Origin of the sequence: Thioalkalivibrio sp. ALE23, assembly GCF_000378545.1 — a bacterium.
Lineage (GTDB): Bacteria > Pseudomonadota > Gammaproteobacteria > Ectothiorhodospirales > Ectothiorhodospiraceae > Thioalkalivibrio.
Window position 1 is genome coordinate 323774 of the sequence record NZ_KB900033.1, and the last position, 16596, is coordinate 340369.

Annotated in this window: 16 protein-coding genes and 1 pseudogene; 5 read left to right on the forward strand and 12 right to left on the reverse strand. The window is 68.1% G+C overall.

Translation table 11 applies throughout. The features are described from left to right. Nucleotides 1-7: 7 nt before the first annotated feature. Complete coding sequence (alaC, locus tag F573_RS0108245; protein ID WP_018869602.1) at nucleotides 8-1210, reverse strand: alanine transaminase; 1203 nt, start codon at nucleotides 1208-1210, stop codon at nucleotides 8-10. Nucleotides 1211-1742: 532 nt separating this feature from the next. Between alaC and F573_RS0108250 the strand changes: the two genes are divergently transcribed. Further along, on the forward strand, nucleotides 1743-2126 hold the full coding sequence (locus F573_RS0108250) for a magnesium transporter MgtE N-terminal domain-containing protein (RefSeq protein WP_019022173.1): 384 nt from the start codon (nucleotides 1743-1745) through the stop codon (nucleotides 2124-2126). An 89-nt stretch (nucleotides 2127-2215) separates the two neighbouring features. Then, a complete protein-coding gene (locus F573_RS0108255; protein ID WP_026300858.1) occupies nucleotides 2216-2782 on the forward strand; it encodes a CPBP family intramembrane glutamic endopeptidase in 567 nt (188 codons plus the stop codon). Nucleotides 2783-2804: 22 nt separating this feature from the next. On the opposite strand, the gene F573_RS0108260 is transcribed toward F573_RS0108255, so the two are convergent. Then, nucleotides 2805-3185, reverse strand: a complete 381-nt coding sequence (locus tag F573_RS0108260; protein WP_019022175.1) for a DUF2237 family protein — start codon at nucleotides 3183-3185, stop codon at nucleotides 2805-2807. A 162-nt stretch (nucleotides 3186-3347) separates the two neighbouring features. Here F573_RS0108260 and F573_RS14220 point away from each other — a divergent pair. Beyond that, nucleotides 3348-5451 (forward strand): annotated as a pseudogene (locus F573_RS14220) (putative bifunctional diguanylate cyclase/phosphodiesterase). A 51-nt stretch (nucleotides 5452-5502) separates the two neighbouring features. On the opposite strand, the gene lysS reads toward F573_RS14220, so the two are convergent. From lysS to F573_RS0108280, 3 genes are all read right to left on the reverse strand, one after another. Next, nucleotides 5503-6993, reverse strand: a complete 1491-nt coding sequence (lysS, locus tag F573_RS0108270) for a lysine--tRNA ligase (RefSeq protein WP_019022176.1) — start codon at nucleotides 6991-6993, stop codon at nucleotides 5503-5505. A 17-nt stretch (nucleotides 6994-7010) separates the two neighbouring features. Then, nucleotides 7011-8109 (reverse strand): peptide chain release factor 2 gene (gene prfB / locus F573_RS0108275; protein ID WP_099049988.1). Its coding sequence is split into 2 segments (ribosomal slippage): nucleotides 7011-8036 and nucleotides 8038-8109, totalling 1098 coding nucleotides; the frame shifts between segments, so codons are not numbered across the junction. A 75-nt stretch (nucleotides 8110-8184) separates the two neighbouring features. After that, on the reverse strand, nucleotides 8185-9165 hold the full coding sequence (locus tag F573_RS0108280; RefSeq protein ID WP_019022177.1) for a hypothetical protein: 981 nt from the start codon (nucleotides 9163-9165) through the stop codon (nucleotides 8185-8187). Between the two features lie 170 nt (nucleotides 9166-9335). Here F573_RS0108280 and F573_RS0108285 point away from each other — a divergent pair, with 170 nt between their 5' ends. Further along, a complete protein-coding gene (locus F573_RS0108285) occupies nucleotides 9336-10901 on the forward strand; it encodes a DUF255 domain-containing protein (RefSeq protein ID WP_026300859.1) in 1566 nt (521 codons plus the stop codon). 7 nt (nucleotides 10902-10908) lie between these two features. On the opposite strand, the gene F573_RS0108290 is transcribed toward F573_RS0108285, so the two are convergent. Genes F573_RS0108290 through F573_RS0108300 form a run of 3 tightly spaced genes read right to left on the reverse strand, consistent with a single transcriptional unit; the run spans nucleotide 10909 to nucleotide 12855 of the window. Next, complete coding sequence (locus tag F573_RS0108290; RefSeq protein WP_019022179.1) at nucleotides 10909-11139, reverse strand: hypothetical protein; 231 nt, start codon at nucleotides 11137-11139, stop codon at nucleotides 10909-10911. Next, a complete protein-coding gene (locus F573_RS0108295; protein ID WP_019022180.1) occupies nucleotides 11136-12038 on the reverse strand; it encodes a type III pantothenate kinase in 903 nt (300 codons plus the stop codon). The genes F573_RS0108290 and F573_RS0108295 overlap by 4 nt, the downstream gene beginning before the upstream one ends. Beyond that, a complete protein-coding gene (locus F573_RS0108300) occupies nucleotides 12028-12855 on the reverse strand; it encodes a biotin--[acetyl-CoA-carboxylase] ligase (RefSeq protein ID WP_026300860.1) in 828 nt (275 codons plus the stop codon). Before F573_RS0108300 ends, F573_RS0108295 begins: the two co-directional genes overlap by 11 nt. A 99-nt stretch (nucleotides 12856-12954) precedes the next feature. Between F573_RS0108300 and F573_RS0108305 the strand changes: the two genes are divergently transcribed. Next, the gene (locus F573_RS0108305) at nucleotides 12955-13731 is read left to right on the forward strand and encodes a lytic transglycosylase domain-containing protein (protein WP_019022182.1); all 777 of its coding nucleotides are present in this window, start codon (nucleotides 12955-12957) and stop codon (nucleotides 13729-13731) included. A gap of 7 nt (nucleotides 13732-13738) precedes the next feature. Here the strand turns inward: F573_RS0108305 and F573_RS0108310 are convergent, their stop codons facing one another. The 4 genes from F573_RS0108310 to msrP all read right to left on the reverse strand — a co-directional run bounded on the left by F573_RS0108310 (nucleotide 13739) and on the right by msrP (nucleotide 16372). Further along, nucleotides 13739-14053 carry a DUF2007 domain-containing protein gene (locus F573_RS0108310; protein WP_018869615.1) on the reverse strand — a complete coding sequence of 105 codons (315 nt, stop codon included), beginning with the start codon at nucleotides 14051-14053 and terminating at the stop codon, nucleotides 13739-13741. A 32-nt stretch (nucleotides 14054-14085) separates the two neighbouring features. Next, nucleotides 14086-14709 (reverse strand): hypothetical protein, encoded by a 624-nt coding sequence (locus F573_RS0108315; protein WP_019022183.1) that lies wholly within the window; start codon nucleotides 14707-14709, stop codon nucleotides 14086-14088. Between the two features lie 64 nt (nucleotides 14710-14773). Continuing rightward, the gene (locus tag F573_RS0108320) at nucleotides 14774-15406 is read right to left on the reverse strand and encodes a sulfite oxidase heme-binding subunit YedZ (protein WP_019022184.1); all 633 of its coding nucleotides are present in this window, start codon (nucleotides 15404-15406) and stop codon (nucleotides 14774-14776) included. Continuing rightward, the gene (msrP, locus tag F573_RS0108325; RefSeq protein ID WP_019022185.1) at nucleotides 15407-16372 is read right to left on the reverse strand and encodes a protein-methionine-sulfoxide reductase catalytic subunit MsrP; all 966 of its coding nucleotides are present in this window, start codon (nucleotides 16370-16372) and stop codon (nucleotides 15407-15409) included. Nucleotides 16373-16596: the final 224 nt, after the last annotated feature.

The following is a 16596-nucleotide window of genomic DNA, read 5'->3' on the forward strand; positions in this document are numbered from 1 at the left end:
TGCCTGGTTACGCGGAGGCATCGGCGAGGACGGAATCCGCCCGGAACATCGCCTTGATCCCCCGCAGGGCCTGGCGCGTGCGCTGCTCGTTCTCGATCAGCGAGAAGCGCACGTGATCATCCCCGTAGGAACCGAAACCAATGCCCGGCGAGACCGCCACCTTCGCGTCCCGCAGCAGTTTCTTGGCGAACTCCAGCGACCCCATCTCGCGATAGGGCTCCGGGATCGGAACCCAGACGAACATGGTCGCCTTCGGCTTCTCCACCGCCCAGCCGAGCTTGTTCAGGCCGTCGCACAGCACGTCGCGACGCACGCGGTACGTCTCGCGGATCTCGTCGACACAGTCCTGCGGCCCTTCCAGTGCGGAGATCGCCGCCACCTGAATGGGCGTGAAGGTGCCGTAGTCGAGATACGACTTGATGCGCGCCAGGGCCGCCACCAGCGTGGGATTGCCGCACATGAACCCGACCCGCCAGCCGGGCATGTTGTAGGTCTTGGACAGGGTGTAGAACTCCACCGCGATGTCCTTGGCGCCCGGCACTTCGAGGATCGACGGGGCCCGATAGCCGTCGAACGCGATCTCGGCGTAGGCCAGATCGTGCACGATCCAGATCCCGTGCTCGCGGCAGATCTCCACCACCCGTTCAAAGAACTCCAGATCCACGCACTGCGTGGTCGGATTCCCCGGGAAGTTCAGGATCAGCATCTTCGGCTTGGGCCAGGAATCGCGGATCGCGCGCTCCAGCTCGGCAAAGAAATCGACGTCCGGCGTCAGCGGCACGTGGCGCACGTCGGCGCCGGCGATTACGCAGCCATAGGGGTGGATGGGATACGCCGGGTTCGGCACCAGCACCGCATCTCCCGGCCCCAGGGTGGCCAGCGCCAGATGCGCCAGACCTTCCTTGGAGCCAATGGTCACGATCGCCTCGGTTTCCGGATCGAGCTCCACGTCGAAACGATCCTGATACCAGCGGGTGACGGCACGGCGCAGGCGCGGGATCCCGCGCGACACCGAATAACGGTGGGTGTCGCCGCGCTGTACCGCCTCGGTAAGCTTGTCGACGATGTGCTTCGGCGTCGGCTGGTCCGGATTGCCCATGCCGAAATCGATGATGTCCTCGCCGCGAGCTCGTGCCTCGGCCTTCAACTCGTTCACGATGTTGAAGACGTAGGGGGGCAGTCGCTCGATGCGGGGAAAGACGTCGGTCACGGGTCGATTCCTGATTGGGCCCGGGATCACCGGGCGTAGGCTTTGCGGCGCTGGCAACCGGCGCGATCAGGATACGCGCACCCTGATCCGGCGCGCGCCGGGAAACGGGTCAAACTATAACCCGCATCGGAACCTGTCAACGCACACCGCCGCAAGGCTTGTTTCGCCACCCGCGCTTTCGCTATGATTCGCGCCCGTTCGTGGCCGGGTGCCACGAGCGCATGTTGAGCCATACGAGGTATGACGACACCCATGGACAGTTGCAGTTGCCGATGCACGAAGGCCGCCGGCGCGGCGGATGACGTGTATCCAGCTGTCCGTCGGACCCGGACCCGCCGCCTCCTCGTCTGAACGAGGCCCCGGAACCCGGTCCGTCGTGACCTGGATACACGCCGGATCACGGGTTCCCGCACATCCCGGTAGTGACCGGGTCGTGCCTGCCCCACCGCCCGCTCCCCGATCGGGGACCTCCGGACGGCCTTCGCATCGTGTTGTTGGTTGATTTCACTGAATCGATGCGAGGAGACCGAAGATGACCGAACTGGCAATGGACACCGTGCAGGATTTCCCCACGGCCACTGAATTCCGCGGAGATCATGCCGCTGGGGGCGTGCACTGGGCCGACATGCGTCCCGACCCCGCCGTGGCGGGTATCCTGGGCGCGCTGGAGGCCGGCCAGCTGGCCGCCGCCCGCATGCGCTTCCTCAAGCTGACCGAACGGGCGCAGGCCGAGGTGCTGCAGGCGCTGGATCCCGATACCCTGGCGCGGCTGGCCGACCGTCTGCCCAGCCATGGTCTGGCGCAGGCCTGCGAACACCTGGCGGAGTCCGAGCGCCGTGACGTGCTCGGTGCCCTGCCCGGCGGCAAGCGTCACGGCGTGCGCGTGATCCTCGACCACCGCGCGCGCCTGGCCTGAGGCAAAGCCCCGGGCGGACGGCCGGCCGCGGCGATCGCCCGGCCGGCCGACCCCCTCACCCGCAACCAACCATTGCCCCTCCCGCCACTTTGCGACCGTTCATCGCCCGTCATCCACTGCTCGCCGGAGCCCTGTTCCAGGGTGCACTCATCCCCGTGGCGTTCGCGCTGGCGGCGCTCGCCGGAGTGCCGCTTCTGGGCGCGATGGACTGGAGCATCGAGGCCGTGGCCCTGGGCCTGCTGGTCACCACCCCGATGTTCCTGCTGGTCGCCGTGCTAGGCTGGACCGACCACCCGGCGTTTCGCGACATTCGGGCACAGCTGCATGAATTCCTGGATCTGCTGTTTCGCGGGGCCCCGGCCGGCTCGGTAGTGCTGATCGCGGTGCTCGCCGGGGTCGGCGAGGAGCTCCTGGTACGCGGCGTATTACAGCAGTGGCTGGGTCTGCACCTGCCGCCCGGGGCCGCGATCCTGCTGGCCTCGGTGCTGTTCGGGCTGGCGCACTACGTCAGCCACCTGTACTTCGTCTTCGCCACCCTCATCGGCCTTTATCTCGGCTGGGTCTACCACGTGACCGAGAACCTGGTGGTGGTGATGATCGCGCACGCGGCCTACGACTGGGCGGTCATCCGCTGGTATCTGGCCCGCCCCGTCTGAGGCGCCCGCGAACGCGTCCGCGCTACTCTGCCGGATCGCGGGCGTGCGCCTGCAGCACGTCCAGCGGGATGATCGCCAGGGTTTCTTCGTGGGTCGCCCGCAGATACACCCCCGGCGCCACACCGGCCCGATACGCCTCGACCCAGCGGCCGGCGCACACGCACCACCGGTCTCCGGGCTTGAGCCCGGGGAAGCCGAAGGCCTCCATCGGCGTCACCAGATCGTTGCCCTGCGCCAGGGAATAATCGAGAAACGCCTGCGTCACTTCGGCACAGACCGTATGGATGCCGGTGTCGTCGTGCCCGGTGGCACAGCGCCCGTCGCGATAGAACCCGGTCACCGGGTCGCGGCCACAGGGCTCGAGTTCCTCACCGAAGACATTGCGCGAGGCAAAGGGCTGCATTGATGGCTCCCTGAGTACGGATTCAGATTCACAAGGATACCCGATCTGCGCATGGTGTTTCGCGCAACCGGACTCGCCGGGCGGATCCGGCGCGATTGCACCGGGCGAATTTCCATCGCCATAATGAGCCAATGGCGATCGGGCACCAGGCAGGGATCAAGGATGAAAACGGATCAACATCAATACGGGCCCGACGATACGCTGGTCATCGATTACCGCAGCCTGATCGAGGACCACCCGCACATCATCACGGTCTACCGGCCCGACACCACGATCCTGTTCGCCAACCGCATGGCGCGGGAATACTTCGGGGCGGATCTGGTCGGCCGGCGCTGGATCGAGGATCTGCCCCCCGAACACCAGGAGGCCAACCTCGCCGACCTGGCGCGCTTCACGCCGGAACAGCCGGTCCGGATCATCGAAAACCCGGTCATTCGGGCGGACGGTACCCGGCGCTGGGTCGAATGGACCTCCCGCGCCTTCTTCGACGAGCACGGGCGGCTCACCCACCTGCAGACCCTGGGCATCGACTCCACCGAGCGCCACCAGGCCCGCGAAGCGCTGGAACAGCGCGAGGCCGAACTCGCCGAGGCGCAACGCATCGCCCATCTGGGTTCCTGGATCTCGGATTTCGAAAACGACGAGATCCGCTGGTCGGACGAGGTCTATCGCATCTTCGGCATGACCCGGGATCAGTGGGGTGCCAACCACGAGTCGTTCATGGCGGCCGTTCACCCCGACGACCGGGAACGGGTCCAGCAGGCCGTCAATGCCGCCCTGCGCCCCGACGGCCCGGAATATGACATCGAACACCGCATTCGCCGCCCGGACGGCACCACGCGGGTGGTCTATCAGCGTGGCACCGTGCGTTTCGACGAGCAGGGCCGTCCACGGCGCATGGCCGGAATCGTGCACGACATCACCGAACGCCGCGAGACCGAAGACCGGCTGCAATACCTGACCTGGCACGACCCCCTGACCGGGCTGCCCAACCGCGAACTGTTCCTGCAGCGTCTGAACGAAAGCATGGAATACGCCCGCGACCGCGGTTCGCCGTTGCTGATCCTCCATCTGGGCCTCGACCGCTTCAAGGGGATCAACGGGGGGCTCGGCCACGCCGCCGGCGACGCACTGCTGCAGCGGGTCAGCCAGCGTCTGGCAGGCGCCCTCGAGGAAGACGACACCCTGGCCCGGATCGGTGGCGACGAATTCGGCATCGTGCTGGGCCACAGTGCCGAGGCCGAAACCCTGGTCCGCCAGGCGGCCGGATTGGTGGATCATTTGAAGGAACTCTTCGCGATGGATGGCGAAGAGGTCTACGTTCCCGGCTCGGCCGGGGCGGCCCTCTACCCCGACGATGGCAGCGAACCCGAGGAGCTGCTGCGCCGCGCGGGTGCCGCCATGGATCAGGCCAAACGGGAAGGCGGTAACGGACTGCGTTTCTGCTCCGGCGAACGCAACACCACGGCGCGTGCACGGGTCGCCCTGGAAGGCCAGCTCCGGCGCGCCGTCTACCGGCAGGAAGGCTTCTTCCTGCACTATCAGCCGCGGGTCGAGGCCGGGAACGGGCGCATTACCGGTCTCGAAGCCCTCCTCCGCTGGCAGGATCCCAACGGACAGGTGCTGTCGCCGGGGACCTTCATCCCGGTACTGGAAGAAACCGGACTGATTCGGGAACTGGGCGAATGGATCCTGCGCGAGGCCTGCCTCCAGCATCAGCGCTGGAAGGCCAGCGGACTGCCCTCGCCGCGGATCTCCATCAACCTGGCCGCCCCGCAGTTCCGTGACCGGGACCTGCCGCGGCGGATCCGCCGGATCCTCGCCGAAACCGGCACGCCGGCCGATGCGCTGGAGCTCGAGGTGACCGAGAGCATGTTGATGGCCGACATTCAGCGGGTCATCCACACCCTGGGGGCATTTCGCGACATGGGGCTGCGGGTGGCCCTCGACGACTTCGGCACCGGGTACTCGTCACTCGCCTACCTGCAGCGTTTCCCGCTGGACGTGCTCAAGATCGACCGCAGCTTCGTGCGCGACCTCGACAATGGCGGCAGCGGCGAGGCCATCGTGCGTACGGTCCTCAGCCTTGCCACAAACCTGAACCTGGAGACCGTCGCCGAAGGGGTGGAAAACATCGGACAGCAGCGTTTCCTGGAAGCCGCCGGCTGTGGACACGCTCCAGGGGTTCCTGCTCGCCCGCCCGGCCCCCGCGGCACAGTGCGCCGGGCTGCTCGCGCGGGGCGTCATTACCCCGGACAAACCCTGACCCGCGCACCGCCCTCCGGTCACGCCCTCGCCCGAGCATCGGCCGGCGGAATCAGGCTTCCGGGCGCATGTGCGGGAACAGCAGCACGTCGCGGATGGAGCTGGAGTCGGTCAGTAGCATCACCAGGCGGTCGATCCCGATGCCCTCCCCGGCAGTGGGCGGCAGGCCGTACTCCAGGGCACGGATGAAGTCGGCATCGAAGTGCATCGCCTCGTCGTCACCGGCGTCCTTCTCCGCGACCTGCTCACGGAAACGCTCGGCCTGATCCTCGGCGTCGTTGAGCTCGGAGAAGCCGTTGGCGATCTCGCGCCCGCCGACGAACAGCTCGAAGCGGTCGGTGACGAACGGGTTGTCGTCGTTGCGCCGGGCCAGCGGCGAGACCTCGGTGGGATAGGCGGTGATGAACGTCGGGTCGTGCAGCTGATTCTCTGCGGTGGCCTCGAACAGCTCGGTCCACAGCTTGCCAAGCCCGACCCCCGGCTTCACCTCGATGCCCTTGCGCTCGCAGTGCGCACGCACGCGCTCGATGTCGTCCAGGTCGGCGTCCGCGATGTCGTCGTTGTGGGCGAGGATCGCCTCGCGCACGGTCATGCGCGCGAAGGGCCGGCCGAACTCGTAGGTCACGCCCTGGTATTCCACGGTGGTGGTCCCCAGCACGTGCTCGCACAGCCCGCGCAGCAGCGCCTCGGTGCGATCCATCAGCGCATGGTGATCCACGAAGGCCTCGTAGAACTCCAGCATGGTGAACTCGGGGTTGTGCCGTGTGGACAGCCCCTCGTTGCGGAAATTGCGGTTGATCTCGAAGACCTTCTCGAACCCGCCCACCACCAGGCGCTTGAGGAACAGCTCCGGGGCCACGCGCAGGTACAGCGGCATGTCCAGCGCATTATGGTGGGTGACGAACGGACGTGCAGTGGCCCCGCCCGGGATCACCTGCATCATCGGGGTCTCCACCTCGAGAAAACCCGCGTCCTCGAAGTAGTCACGGATGAAGCGGATGATCCGTGTACGCCGCCGGAACAGCTCGCGCGATTCCGGACTGGTGATCAGGTCCACGTAGCGCTGGCGGTAGCGCGCCTCCTGGTCGGTCAGGCCGTGGAACTTCTCCGGCAGCGGCCGCAGGGCCTTGGTCAGCAGCCGGAATTCGGTCAGGTTGACGGTCAGCTCGCCGGTCTTCGTGCGGAACAGCGTGCCGCGCGCGCCGACGATGTCGCCCAGATCCCACTGCTTGAAGGCCGCATAAACCCCTTCCGGCAGGGCATCGCGCTGCACGAACAGCTGGATGTCGCCACTCATGTCCCGCAGGCGCACGAAACTGGCCTTGCCCATCACCCGTTTGCCGATCATGCGCCCGGCCACGCAGACCTCGATACCCTCGGCCTCCAGCGCCTCGCCTTCGGTCTCGCCGTGCGCGGCATGCAGCTCGCCCGCAAGGGCATCACGGCGGAAGTCGTTGGGGAAGGCGTTGCCGGCCGTGCGCAGCTCGTCGAGCTTGGCGCGGCGCTGCGCGATCAGCTTGTTCTCGTCGGTGGTTTCGGTCATCGAGGGTTTTCCGGGGGTTACAGCCCGCTCTTCAGGCTGGCTTCAATGAAGGGATCGAGGTTGCCGTCGAGCACGCCCTGGGTGTTGCCGACCTCCACGCCTGTGCGCAGATCCTTGATCCGCGACTGGTCCAGGACATAGGAACGGATCTGGCTGCCCCAGCCGATGTCCGACTTGGTCTCTTCCTGGGCCTGTTTGGCCGCGTTCTGCTCCTGGATCTTCTGCTCGTACAGCTTGGCCCGCAGCTGGTTCATCGCCATCTCGCGGTTCTTGTGCTGCGAGCGTCCGGCCTGACAGGCGGCCACGATGCCCGTGGGTTCGTGGGTGATACGCACCGCCGAGTCGGTGGTGTTGACGTGCTGCCCGCCGGCCCCGGAGGAACGGTAGGTATCCACGCGCAGGTCGGACGGATCGATCTCGATCTCGATGTTCTCGTCCACCTCGGGCGAGACGAACACCGACGCGAACGAGGTATGGCGGCGGTTGCCGGAGTCGAACGGCGACTTGCGCACCAGGCGGTGGACGCCGGTCTCGGTGCGCAGCCAGCCGAATGCATGGTCGCCCTCGACACGCACCGTCGCGCTCTTGATCCCCGCGGTCTCCCCCTCGGAGAGCTCGGTGACCTCCACCTTGAAGCCCTTGCTCTCGGCCCAGCGCAGATACATCCGCAGCAGCATGTTGGCCCAGTCCTGCGCCTCGGTGCCGCCGGAACCGGCCTGGATGTCGACGTAGGCATTGGCCTCGTCCATCTCGCCGGAGAACATGCGGCGGAACTCCAGGGCCTCGACGCGCGCGGTCAGCCCCGCGACATCCGCCTCGACCGAAGACACGGTTTCCGCGTCATCGTCGGCCTCGGCCATCTCCAGCAGTTCGCGACTGTCCTTCAGTGCATCCGTGATCTCGCGGATGTTGAGGACGATGCCCTCCAGCTGGGCCCGTTCCTTGTTCAGGGCCTGGGCCTGCTCCGGTTGATTCCAGATGTCCGGGTTTTCTTCCAGCTCGCGCTGGACTTCTTCCAGCCGTTCTTCCTTGCCAGCGTAGTCAAAGATACCCCCTCAGGCCGTCGATGCGGCCTTGCAGGTCTTCGATCCGGCTGTAGAGCGGACTCAGTTCCATGGTGTTTCCCCGTGCGGAAAAAGCCCGGGAGTATACCAAGCCCGGCCGCCTGCGTGGTATCACTCATGCATGGAGTTACAGACCGGGCCACGGCATCCGCCGGCGCCACAGCGCCCAGGTATCGCGTCCGCGCAGGATGCGACGCGGGCCCTCCGCCGGTGGCAGCAGCGGATCCTCGATCTCCAGACGCCCGGTGCGACCGAAGCGCAGGCCGGCGGCGCGCGGGGCGATGACCTCGAGCACCAGCGAGGACAGCAGCTCGGCCATGCGTTCCGGGCTCGCCGGACCGTCCAGCGAATCCATCACGATCACGTCGCCACCCGACGCCGGATCGGGATTCCAGTCCGCCCCCGCGGTCTCCGCCAGCCAGCGGGCGTGGATGCCGCCACCGGCGATCTGCACGGCCGGCGCGACGGGCGCCGGGTCGCCCGGCGACCAGAACCACAGCCCCTGCACCGGGTCCAGACCACTCTGTTCGCGCTGCTGGTTGACCGGATGCTGGAACCAGGCCATCTGGATCGCGTTGCCCAGCACCTGCAGGCTGCGGGCGGCCTCGCTGTCCAGGCCGGCGGCCGGCATCGGCCGGCCCCAGCCCGCCGACGGGCTGCGGGCGCCGTCGGCACCCGCGGCGGCCATCGACAGCAGCCACAAGCCCTGCGGCGACTGATCCAGCCGCGCCCCGACCTTTTCCAGCTCCGGTGCGGCGGCCGCCCAAAGGGCCTCCCGATCGGTATCGGCGACCCCGTCCACCGGGCGGGCGGTCAGGTCCCGCATGCCGGCATTCAGTGCTACCGGACTGGCCAGCCAGGTACGCAAGGCGGACCCCGTCTCTCCTCCGTTTCCGGGTTCCGTATATCCCAGCGCCTGCGCAAGGGTCCGCTCCCAGCCGGGCGGTTCGTCCGGTCGCACCCCCGTGACGGTTTCAGCGGGCGTCGCCGCGCGCGAACGCGCGAGCAGCTGCCGCAGCCAGCGTACCGCCAGCCCGCCGCCCCCGGCGGCGCGTGCCGCCACCAGGGCATCGCGCAGCCCCGGCACCAGAATCCGCACGTCGCTCATCGCAGCCACCTCCGCGGAACAGCCAACCGCGCGCTTTCGTCTCTCATGCAAGGCCCCCTCGGATGAACCCGGGCATGGTAGCAGCCGAGCGCGGCGATCATGGAGAAGCCCCGCAGCCAGGGTCTATGCTTTACGAAAGAATCGACCGCAACGCGGTCCGGGAGCCCGACATGGGAACCGCAACTCAACACGTTTCATCCGCCCGCAACGGCTTGCGCGCCGCGGGTACCCTGCTGATCGCGGCGCTGTGGCTGTTCGTCGGTGCGGCGCCGGCGGAAGACTACCCCGCGGATTCGCAGATCGAGTGGAACAGCTTCGACCCCGAACTGTTCGACCGGGCCGAGGATCAGAACCAGCCGCTGTTCTTCTACTTCCACGGGCAATGGTGCACCTGGTGCATCGACTTCCAGAACGAGTCGCTGGAAAACCCCATGGTCGTGGACATCCTGAACGAGGAGTACATCCCGGTCCTGATCGACCTGGATCGGCGCGCCGACCTCTTCACGCGCTATGGCGGCCGCGGCCTGCCCTTCGTGGTCATCACCACCCCGGACGATGACGTGATCTCGCGCTTCACCGGGCATATCCGCGCCGACGGCCTGTACCGGATCCTGGAGCGCCAGCAGCGGGTGGTGTCGGTGACGGGGCGCGAGGAAACCCCCGCCGAGGAGCCGATCACCACGGTCGGCGGTTTTCTTGAGATGCTCGACCAGGTGTACGTCGCCGACGCCGACCGCCTCAGCGGCAGCGCGCTGTTCGGCACCCTGAGCAAGCGCCCGCAACCCTGGACCTACCGCTTCCTGCTGGATCAGGAGGAATGGACCGGGCGCATGCCGGGTCTGCTGGATCAGGTGGCCGAAGACCTCCACGACCCGGTGGATGGCGGCTTCTTTTTCTTCTATGACTTCGACCAGCGCGACCCGGACCGGGCCCTGGAGACCTCCAAACGCCTGGATCAGAATGCCGCGTTCCTGTGGCTGTTCGCCCGCGCCTGGGAAGAAACCGGCGATGAACGCTACCGCGAGATCGCGGAAGACGTGATCCGCTGGCTGCGCGATGCGATGTGGGACGAGGACCAGCGGCGCTTCGGCAACTCCCAGTATGCCGACAATGCCTATTACCGACTGGATCCGGATGAACGCCGCGCCACCGATCCGCCGCGGGTCGACCGCACGACCTACGCCCATACCTCGGGGCAGGCCATCGCGGCACTGGCCGCCAGTGCGCGGATCTTCGACGATGACGAGCTGTTCGAGTGGTCCGACACCGCCCTGCGCGGCGTGGATGCCTATCTGGGCATCCCGGCGGGTTTCCTGCATGCGGTCACCGACGAGGGCCAGCCCGAACTGGAAGGCTATCTGCCCGCGCAGATCTGGCCGGAAATCGCCCGTCTGGAACTGCGCCGGGCCGCCCGGGCGCTGGAGCGCGATCCGACGGACACCGCCGCCGGCGAACCCGACCCGCAGGCGCGCCTGGACCGGCTGCAGCCGTTCTTCAACGAGGATCTGAACGCTCATGCCGAACGGCTGGGCGGGGAACTCGAACCCTGGACCGAGGTGCCCACCCAGGCCGCACTGGCCTGGTGGCTGCATTACCTGCCGGCGGAGGCGGTGGCGGCCAGCCACGTGGACCCGGCGGCCGTGGAAGCCCAGCTGCAGATCCATCCCGGTGCCGACCCCGATGACATCGCGCTCGGATTCGACGCCCTGCAGCGCGGCATGCCGGGCGAGGATTAAGAAGCGATCATTCCCCGCCCTGGACCGACGCGGAGGGGTCCTCCCGGGCCTCCAGGCGCTGGCGCAAACGCTCCGCGTCGGCCCCGGTGCGCACCTCCAGCACCTCGATGCCTTCGCCCCCGGCCTCCGGGGGCGGAGCATCGGACCAGGGATCCGGGTCCAGGTGTCCGCTCTGGTAGGCCCAGCCCAGATAGCCAAGGTTGGCCAGCAGCAACGCAAAAATCGTCCACCGCATCATTCGCCCGCCCTCCCCGTCCGTGACTCATCCGCCTGATCCAGCCCGGCGAGCACGGCCAGCCCCTCCAGCACGGGCCGGGGATCCATTCTGACCGGCCCCGGCAGATCCTCCATCAGCATCCGGGCATCCCCCCCCGTCAGGAGACAGACCGGCACGCGCGCCACCCCCGCAGAGCCGGTGCCCCCCTCCTCGGGGTACGGGGTGTCCGCGAGCGATTCACGGCCGGCCGCCACCACGGCCGCCACGCCCGCCGCCCAGGCCGTGGCCCAGCCCCGGTCCAGTGCCGCGACCGTACTTTGCCCCGGCAAGCGCTCGGGCCACGGATCAAAACCCGCGCCCGGCGCACGCGGGACGATGCGGTCGCTCAGCAGCTTCTGCATCCCGGCCCAGCCGCTGTGCAGCCCCGGCAGGATGTAACCCCCGAGGTGCGCACCGTCGGCGCGCAGCACGTCCACGGTGACGGCGGTTCCGGCATCCACCAGCACCACCGGCCGCCCCGGATCACGCGCGCGCGCCGCCAGCAGGGCACAATAGCGATCCACGCCCAGCTGGCCGTGGGCATACCGCGACACCAGCACGCCCGACTGCGCCGCCGCCCCGGGGCCCACGCCGGACTCCGCCTCCAGACGGGGTTCCACCTCCTCGACCGTCAGACCGGGCCAGGCCGTGGCCAGGGCCTCGCGCAGGCGCTGCGAGCGCTCCGGTGCCCCGACCCGCGCCAGCCATGCGGCCACCGGCGGAACCGACACCGTTTGCGCCAGCTCCGCCACGCCGGCCACGATATCGGCGTCGGCACCACTGGCCTGTTCCACCCCGGACGCGTCGCGCAGGGACCATTTGAGGCGGCTGCTGCCCAGATCCAGCAGTAGCGTCAGACTCGGGTTCCCGTCACTCGGCATGATTCCACCTGCGCACGCTGACCTCACCGGAATGCAGAGCCTGTTCCCCGCCCCGTCCTCCGCTTTGTTCGTCGCGCACCCGCAGCGTGCCGGCCTGCGGATCGATCCCCAGCGCGAGGAATCGCTCGCCGGTCTCCAGGCGTTCCACGCGCTGCCCCGCCAGTACATCCACGGCACCCAGCCGCTCGCCGGCCTGACTCAGACCGTGTGCCATCAGCCATGGATGCGCCCTGAGCAGACTCGCGGCGAGGCGCCCCGCCAGTTCCAGCCAGCCCGGCGGCGGGACACCCTGCGCGGCCAGGTCCGTCACCGCACGCCCCAGCTGCAGACGCTGCGACCCGGCGCGGTTCAGTCCCACTCCCGCCACCAGGCGCCCGCCGACCCCGTTCGCGACACGCGGCGCCTGCTGCTCGACCAGGATGCCCCCCAGCTTGGCTTCGCCGACCACCAGATCATTGGGCCATTTCAGGCCGACGGCGGCGTAGCCCAGTTCGTGCAGGGTCTCGCCGAGCACCAGTCCGGCGCCCACCGGCCACGCCGGCGGCACCTGCTCACCCGGTTCCAGCGGCCACGCCACGGACAGTGCAATGCCGTCTTCCGGGTGCCCGACCCAGTCCCGGCCACGACGGCCCCGACCGGCGGTCTGCTCGCGCGCCAGACACACCCGTCCGGCCCGCGGCAGCGCCTCGGCGGACACGTCCTCCAGGAGATAGCGGCTGGTGGAATCCACCCGATCCAGGACTTCCACCCGGGCCGGCCCCGCGTGCGCGGATTCATCGCGCAAAAGGCCTTCCAGCGCCGTGGTTTCCGGCCTCATAATGGCGGCAGTCGAAGAGAAGGCGGTCATGGGGATCGGCAGATCGACGGGAGAACCGGCTTGAACACGGTCCATCATCTTACGGCGTTGCGCAGGGGGTTGTCCGCCCTGACCCTCGTGGTCGGGTCACTGGCCCTGACAGGGGGTCTCGCGGCCCCGGTACCGGCGCAGGCCGATTTCTACACCTGGATCGATGACGATGGCGCTCGCGTCATCAGTGACGAACCGCCCGAACACGGCGACTACGAGGACGTTCCCGGTCCCTCGTCCACGCGCGGCAACACGGCCACCGGCGGTGACGACGGCTGGTCGCCGACCGAGATCTTCGTCTTCGAGGGGCCCGACGGCGAACGTCTGGTCACCAACCTGCGCAATCAGGGGCCCGGCATGGAGCTGATCGCCCAGTACGGCCGTCCGCCGGCGCGCGCCCGCTGCGGCCGCAACGCGCAACGGGCGATGGCCAGCGGCGGCGGGGAATACGCCGACATCATCCACGACGCCGCCGGCCGCGAAGGCGTGGATCCGGAACTCGTCCTGTCGGTGATCCACGTAGAGTCCTGCTTCGATCCCGAGGCCGTGTCACGGGTGGGCGCCCACGGGCTGATGCAGCTGATGCCGGCCACCGCGGCGGAGCTGGGTGTGACCGACCGTTTCGATCCGGTCCAGAACATCCACGGCGGGGTACGCTATCTGGCCGCCATGCTGCAGCGCTTCGACGGCGACCTGGACCTGGCCCTGGCGGCCTACAACGCAGGTCCGGGTGCGGTGGAACGCCATGGCGGCGTCCCGCCCTACGAGGAAACCCGCGAATACATCCGCCGCATCGGTCGGCACTACAACGGCGACCAGCCGCTGGTCCGCGCCGGCTCCGGCTGACGTCGCTTCAGCGCCGCTCGCGCCCGCAGTTCCAGCACTGGGTGAACTGCGGCTCGATCCGCTCGCCGCAGCTCGGGCAGGTCCATTCGGTGGCGTCACCCACCGGATCGCCCTCGAGATATTCCATCACCAGTTCCCGCGCCTCGGTGGCCTGCTCCTCGTGCACCACCACGATGCGCGCCCAGCACTCGTTCGGCGGGATCTCGCCCGAGGCGCCATAGAGCCCGGCCTGATGCACGTGGGCGGGGATCCCCGCGTCGTTGAGCATGCCGCCGATGAACTCGGCCATCACCGGATCGGCGTTGTGGTAGACGGTCTTCATGGATCAGTGTTTCCCATGCCCGCCCGGCGGCGCTACTGGACCGTGCCCTGGTTGGCGGCCTGGAAGTACTCCATGGCCTTCTGGATGGCGTACATCGGCCCGTCATCCATCGCCTCGCGGGTGTGCGGCAACTGGATATCGGCGTGGTACTTGCGAAGCGCCAGCACGTGGATCGGCAGCTCGCGACCGAACTTGTCGTTGGCGTAGTTGAAGTGCTGCGCCAGTCCCAGCACCAGATGCACCCGATCGTTCGCCTCCAGCGACTCGGGCGACACCGAGACCTCCGGCATCTGCCCGACCTGCCCGGTGACCTGCACCTCAATCACACGGTCGCCGTCCGCCGGCGCCGGGCGCTCCGCCTCGTCGGTCACCAGCTTCAGGTTCTCGGAGAGATCCAGATACCCCTTGTTCAGGATGTGCTGGTGGGGCTGGAACACCTTGCTGGACATGTTCACCGCCCACAGCTCGAGGATCTCCTTGAGATCCTGCGCCGGCTGGGTGTCACCCAGGGCGAACAGCTGCTGCGCGTAGAGGATGTCCCACACCCACACCTGCCCGTATTCGGGCAGCTCGTCGCCGGATTCGTCCACCGAGACCGTCTGCAGCTCGGGCTGCTCGGCGTCGGGGGCATGCAGGGTGAGGGTGAAGGTGGCCAAGGAACTGCTCCAGTCTGACGTTTTCCCCATTGTAGCGATGCGACGCCGACCGCGGGGAGATCTTTCATCCCGCCCGGGGCCTTCGCGCCGGTTGCAGGGCCCGCCACAGCCGCCAGCCGAGCAGCACCGCCAGCACTGCGGCATACATCCCCACCTCGACGTAGTCCGCGCCGCGGGTCAGCCACAGCACGTGCAGGATGGCCAGAACGCCCGCCGCATAGGCCAGGCGGTGCAGACGCGGCCACCAGCGCCGCAACCGCCGCTGCGCACCCCGAGTGGAGGTCAGCGCCAGCACCAGCAGGATCAGCCAGGCGGCAAAGCCGACCGTGACATACGGCCGGTGACGGATGTCGTCCAGGATCAGCACCCAGTCAAAGAACAGATCCAGCCCGACCCAGACCAGCAGATGCGCGCTGACCCAGGCAAAGGCCACCAGCCCGAGCATCCGCCGCAGCGCGCTGATCCAGGCCAGGCCCGTCCACTGGCGCAGCGGCGTGACCGCCAGTGCCACCAGCAGCGCGATCATCGCGTGGGTGCCGGTATCCGCCAGCAGCCGCTCGATCGGGTTGACCCCGAGACCGCCGAACCACCCGGCCGCGCGCAGCGCGATCCACACCCCCGGCGCCAGCGAGGCCGCCAGCACCAGAGTCCACACCCCGCGCGGAGGCCGGGCCGATGCGCGCCGGCGCCTTTCCACTCAGAACTTCTCGGTCAGGTCCATTCCGGCATACATCGAGGCAACTTCTTCCCCGTAGCCGTTGAACATCTCGGTGCGCCGGCGGCGGAATTCGCCGATGCGCCGCTCGGTGGCCTGCGACCAGCGCGGGTGGTCCACGTCGGGGTTCACGTTGCTGTAGAAGCCGTACTCGTTCGGCTGCATGCGGTTCCACGAGGTCGGAGGTTCGTCCTCGACGAAGCGGATGCGCACGATCGACTTGATGCTCTTGAAGCCGTATTTCCACGGCACCACCAGGCGGATCGGCGCCCCGTTCTGGTTGGGCAGCACATGGTCGTACATCCCCACCGAAATGATCGTCAGCGGATGCCGCGCTTCGTCCATGCGCAGCCCTTCCACGTACGGCCACTCGAGCACGCTGCGACGCTGCCCCGGCAGGTTGTCCGGATCATGGATGCTCTCGAAGGCGACATAGCGGGCGCTGCCGGTCGGCTCGGCACGGTCGATGATGCGGTTGAGCTCGAAACCGATCCACGGGATCACCATCGACCAGCCTTCCACGCAACGCAGGCGGTAGATCCGCTCTTCCAGCGACCAGGGGTCGATGAAATCTTCCAGCGCATACTCCCCGGGGTTGTCGCAGAGCCCCTCCACACGGATGCTCCAGGGATCGGTCTGCAGCTTGTCCGCCAGGCGGTGCGGATCTTCCTTGCCGGTACCCAGCTCGAAGAAGTTGTTGTAGGTGGTCGCGTCCTCGAACGGGGTCAGCGATTCGTCGGTGGAGAACTCGCCCGGCTCCGCGTCCAGGGGCTTAAGCTCGTCGCGCAGGTCGGCACCCGCCGGGCCCGCAAGCCCCAGCGCCCCCAGGCCCAGCCCCGCCCCGAGGGCCAGACCGCCCTTCATGAACTCGCGGCGGCGCCGGTAGACCGCCTCGGGCGTCACCTCGCTGCGCGGGATGTCACTGCGCCGGCGAACACGAATCAGCATGGGGTCTTCCTCGTCCGGGGATCTGAACCAATCGACCCCGCAGCGGCGTGTGAGTTCGCGCGCCCGGACAATACCGACCAAGCCGCGAAGCGCCCACCCCGTCATTGCGAGGAACCGAAGCTCTGCCCTCCCCTCCACCCCGTCATTGCGAGGAGCCGAAGGCGACGCGGCAATCGGCCAAAGATGCCTGCACCCTGGCACAGGCGGCTTCGGATGGAGATCGC

Coding starts and splice junctions, on each gene's coding strand:
- F573_RS0108250 (WP_019022173.1), top strand. CDS start 1,743: ATGACCGAACTGGCAATGGACACCGTGCAGGATTTCCCCACGGCCACT.
- F573_RS0108260 (WP_019022175.1), bottom strand. CDS start 3,185: ATGCAGCCCTTTGCCTCGCGCAATGTCTTCGGTGAGGAACTCGAGCCC.
- lysS (WP_019022176.1), bottom strand. CDS start 6,993: ATGACCGAAACCACCGACGAGAACAAGCTGATCGCGCAGCGCCGCGCC.
- F573_RS0108280 (WP_019022177.1), bottom strand. CDS start 9,165: ATGAGCGACGTGCGGATTCTGGTGCCGGGGCTGCGCGATGCCCTGGTG.
- F573_RS0108285 (WP_026300859.1), top strand. CDS start 9,336: ATGGGAACCGCAACTCAACACGTTTCATCCGCCCGCAACGGCTTGCGC.
- F573_RS0108290 (WP_019022179.1), bottom strand. CDS start 11,139: ATGATGCGGTGGACGATTTTTGCGTTGCTGCTGGCCAACCTTGGCTAT.
- F573_RS0108295 (WP_019022180.1), bottom strand. CDS start 12,038: ATGCCGAGTGACGGGAACCCGAGTCTGACGCTACTGCTGGATCTGGGC.
- F573_RS0108300 (WP_026300860.1), bottom strand. CDS start 12,855: ATGAGGCCGGAAACCACGGCGCTGGAAGGCCTTTTGCGCGATGAATCC.
- F573_RS0108310 (WP_018869615.1), bottom strand. CDS start 14,053: ATGAAGACCGTCTACCACAACGCCGATCCGGTGATGGCCGAGTTCATC.
- msrP (WP_019022185.1), bottom strand. CDS start 16,372: ATGCTGATTCGTGTTCGCCGGCGCAGTGACATCCCGCGCAGCGAGGTG.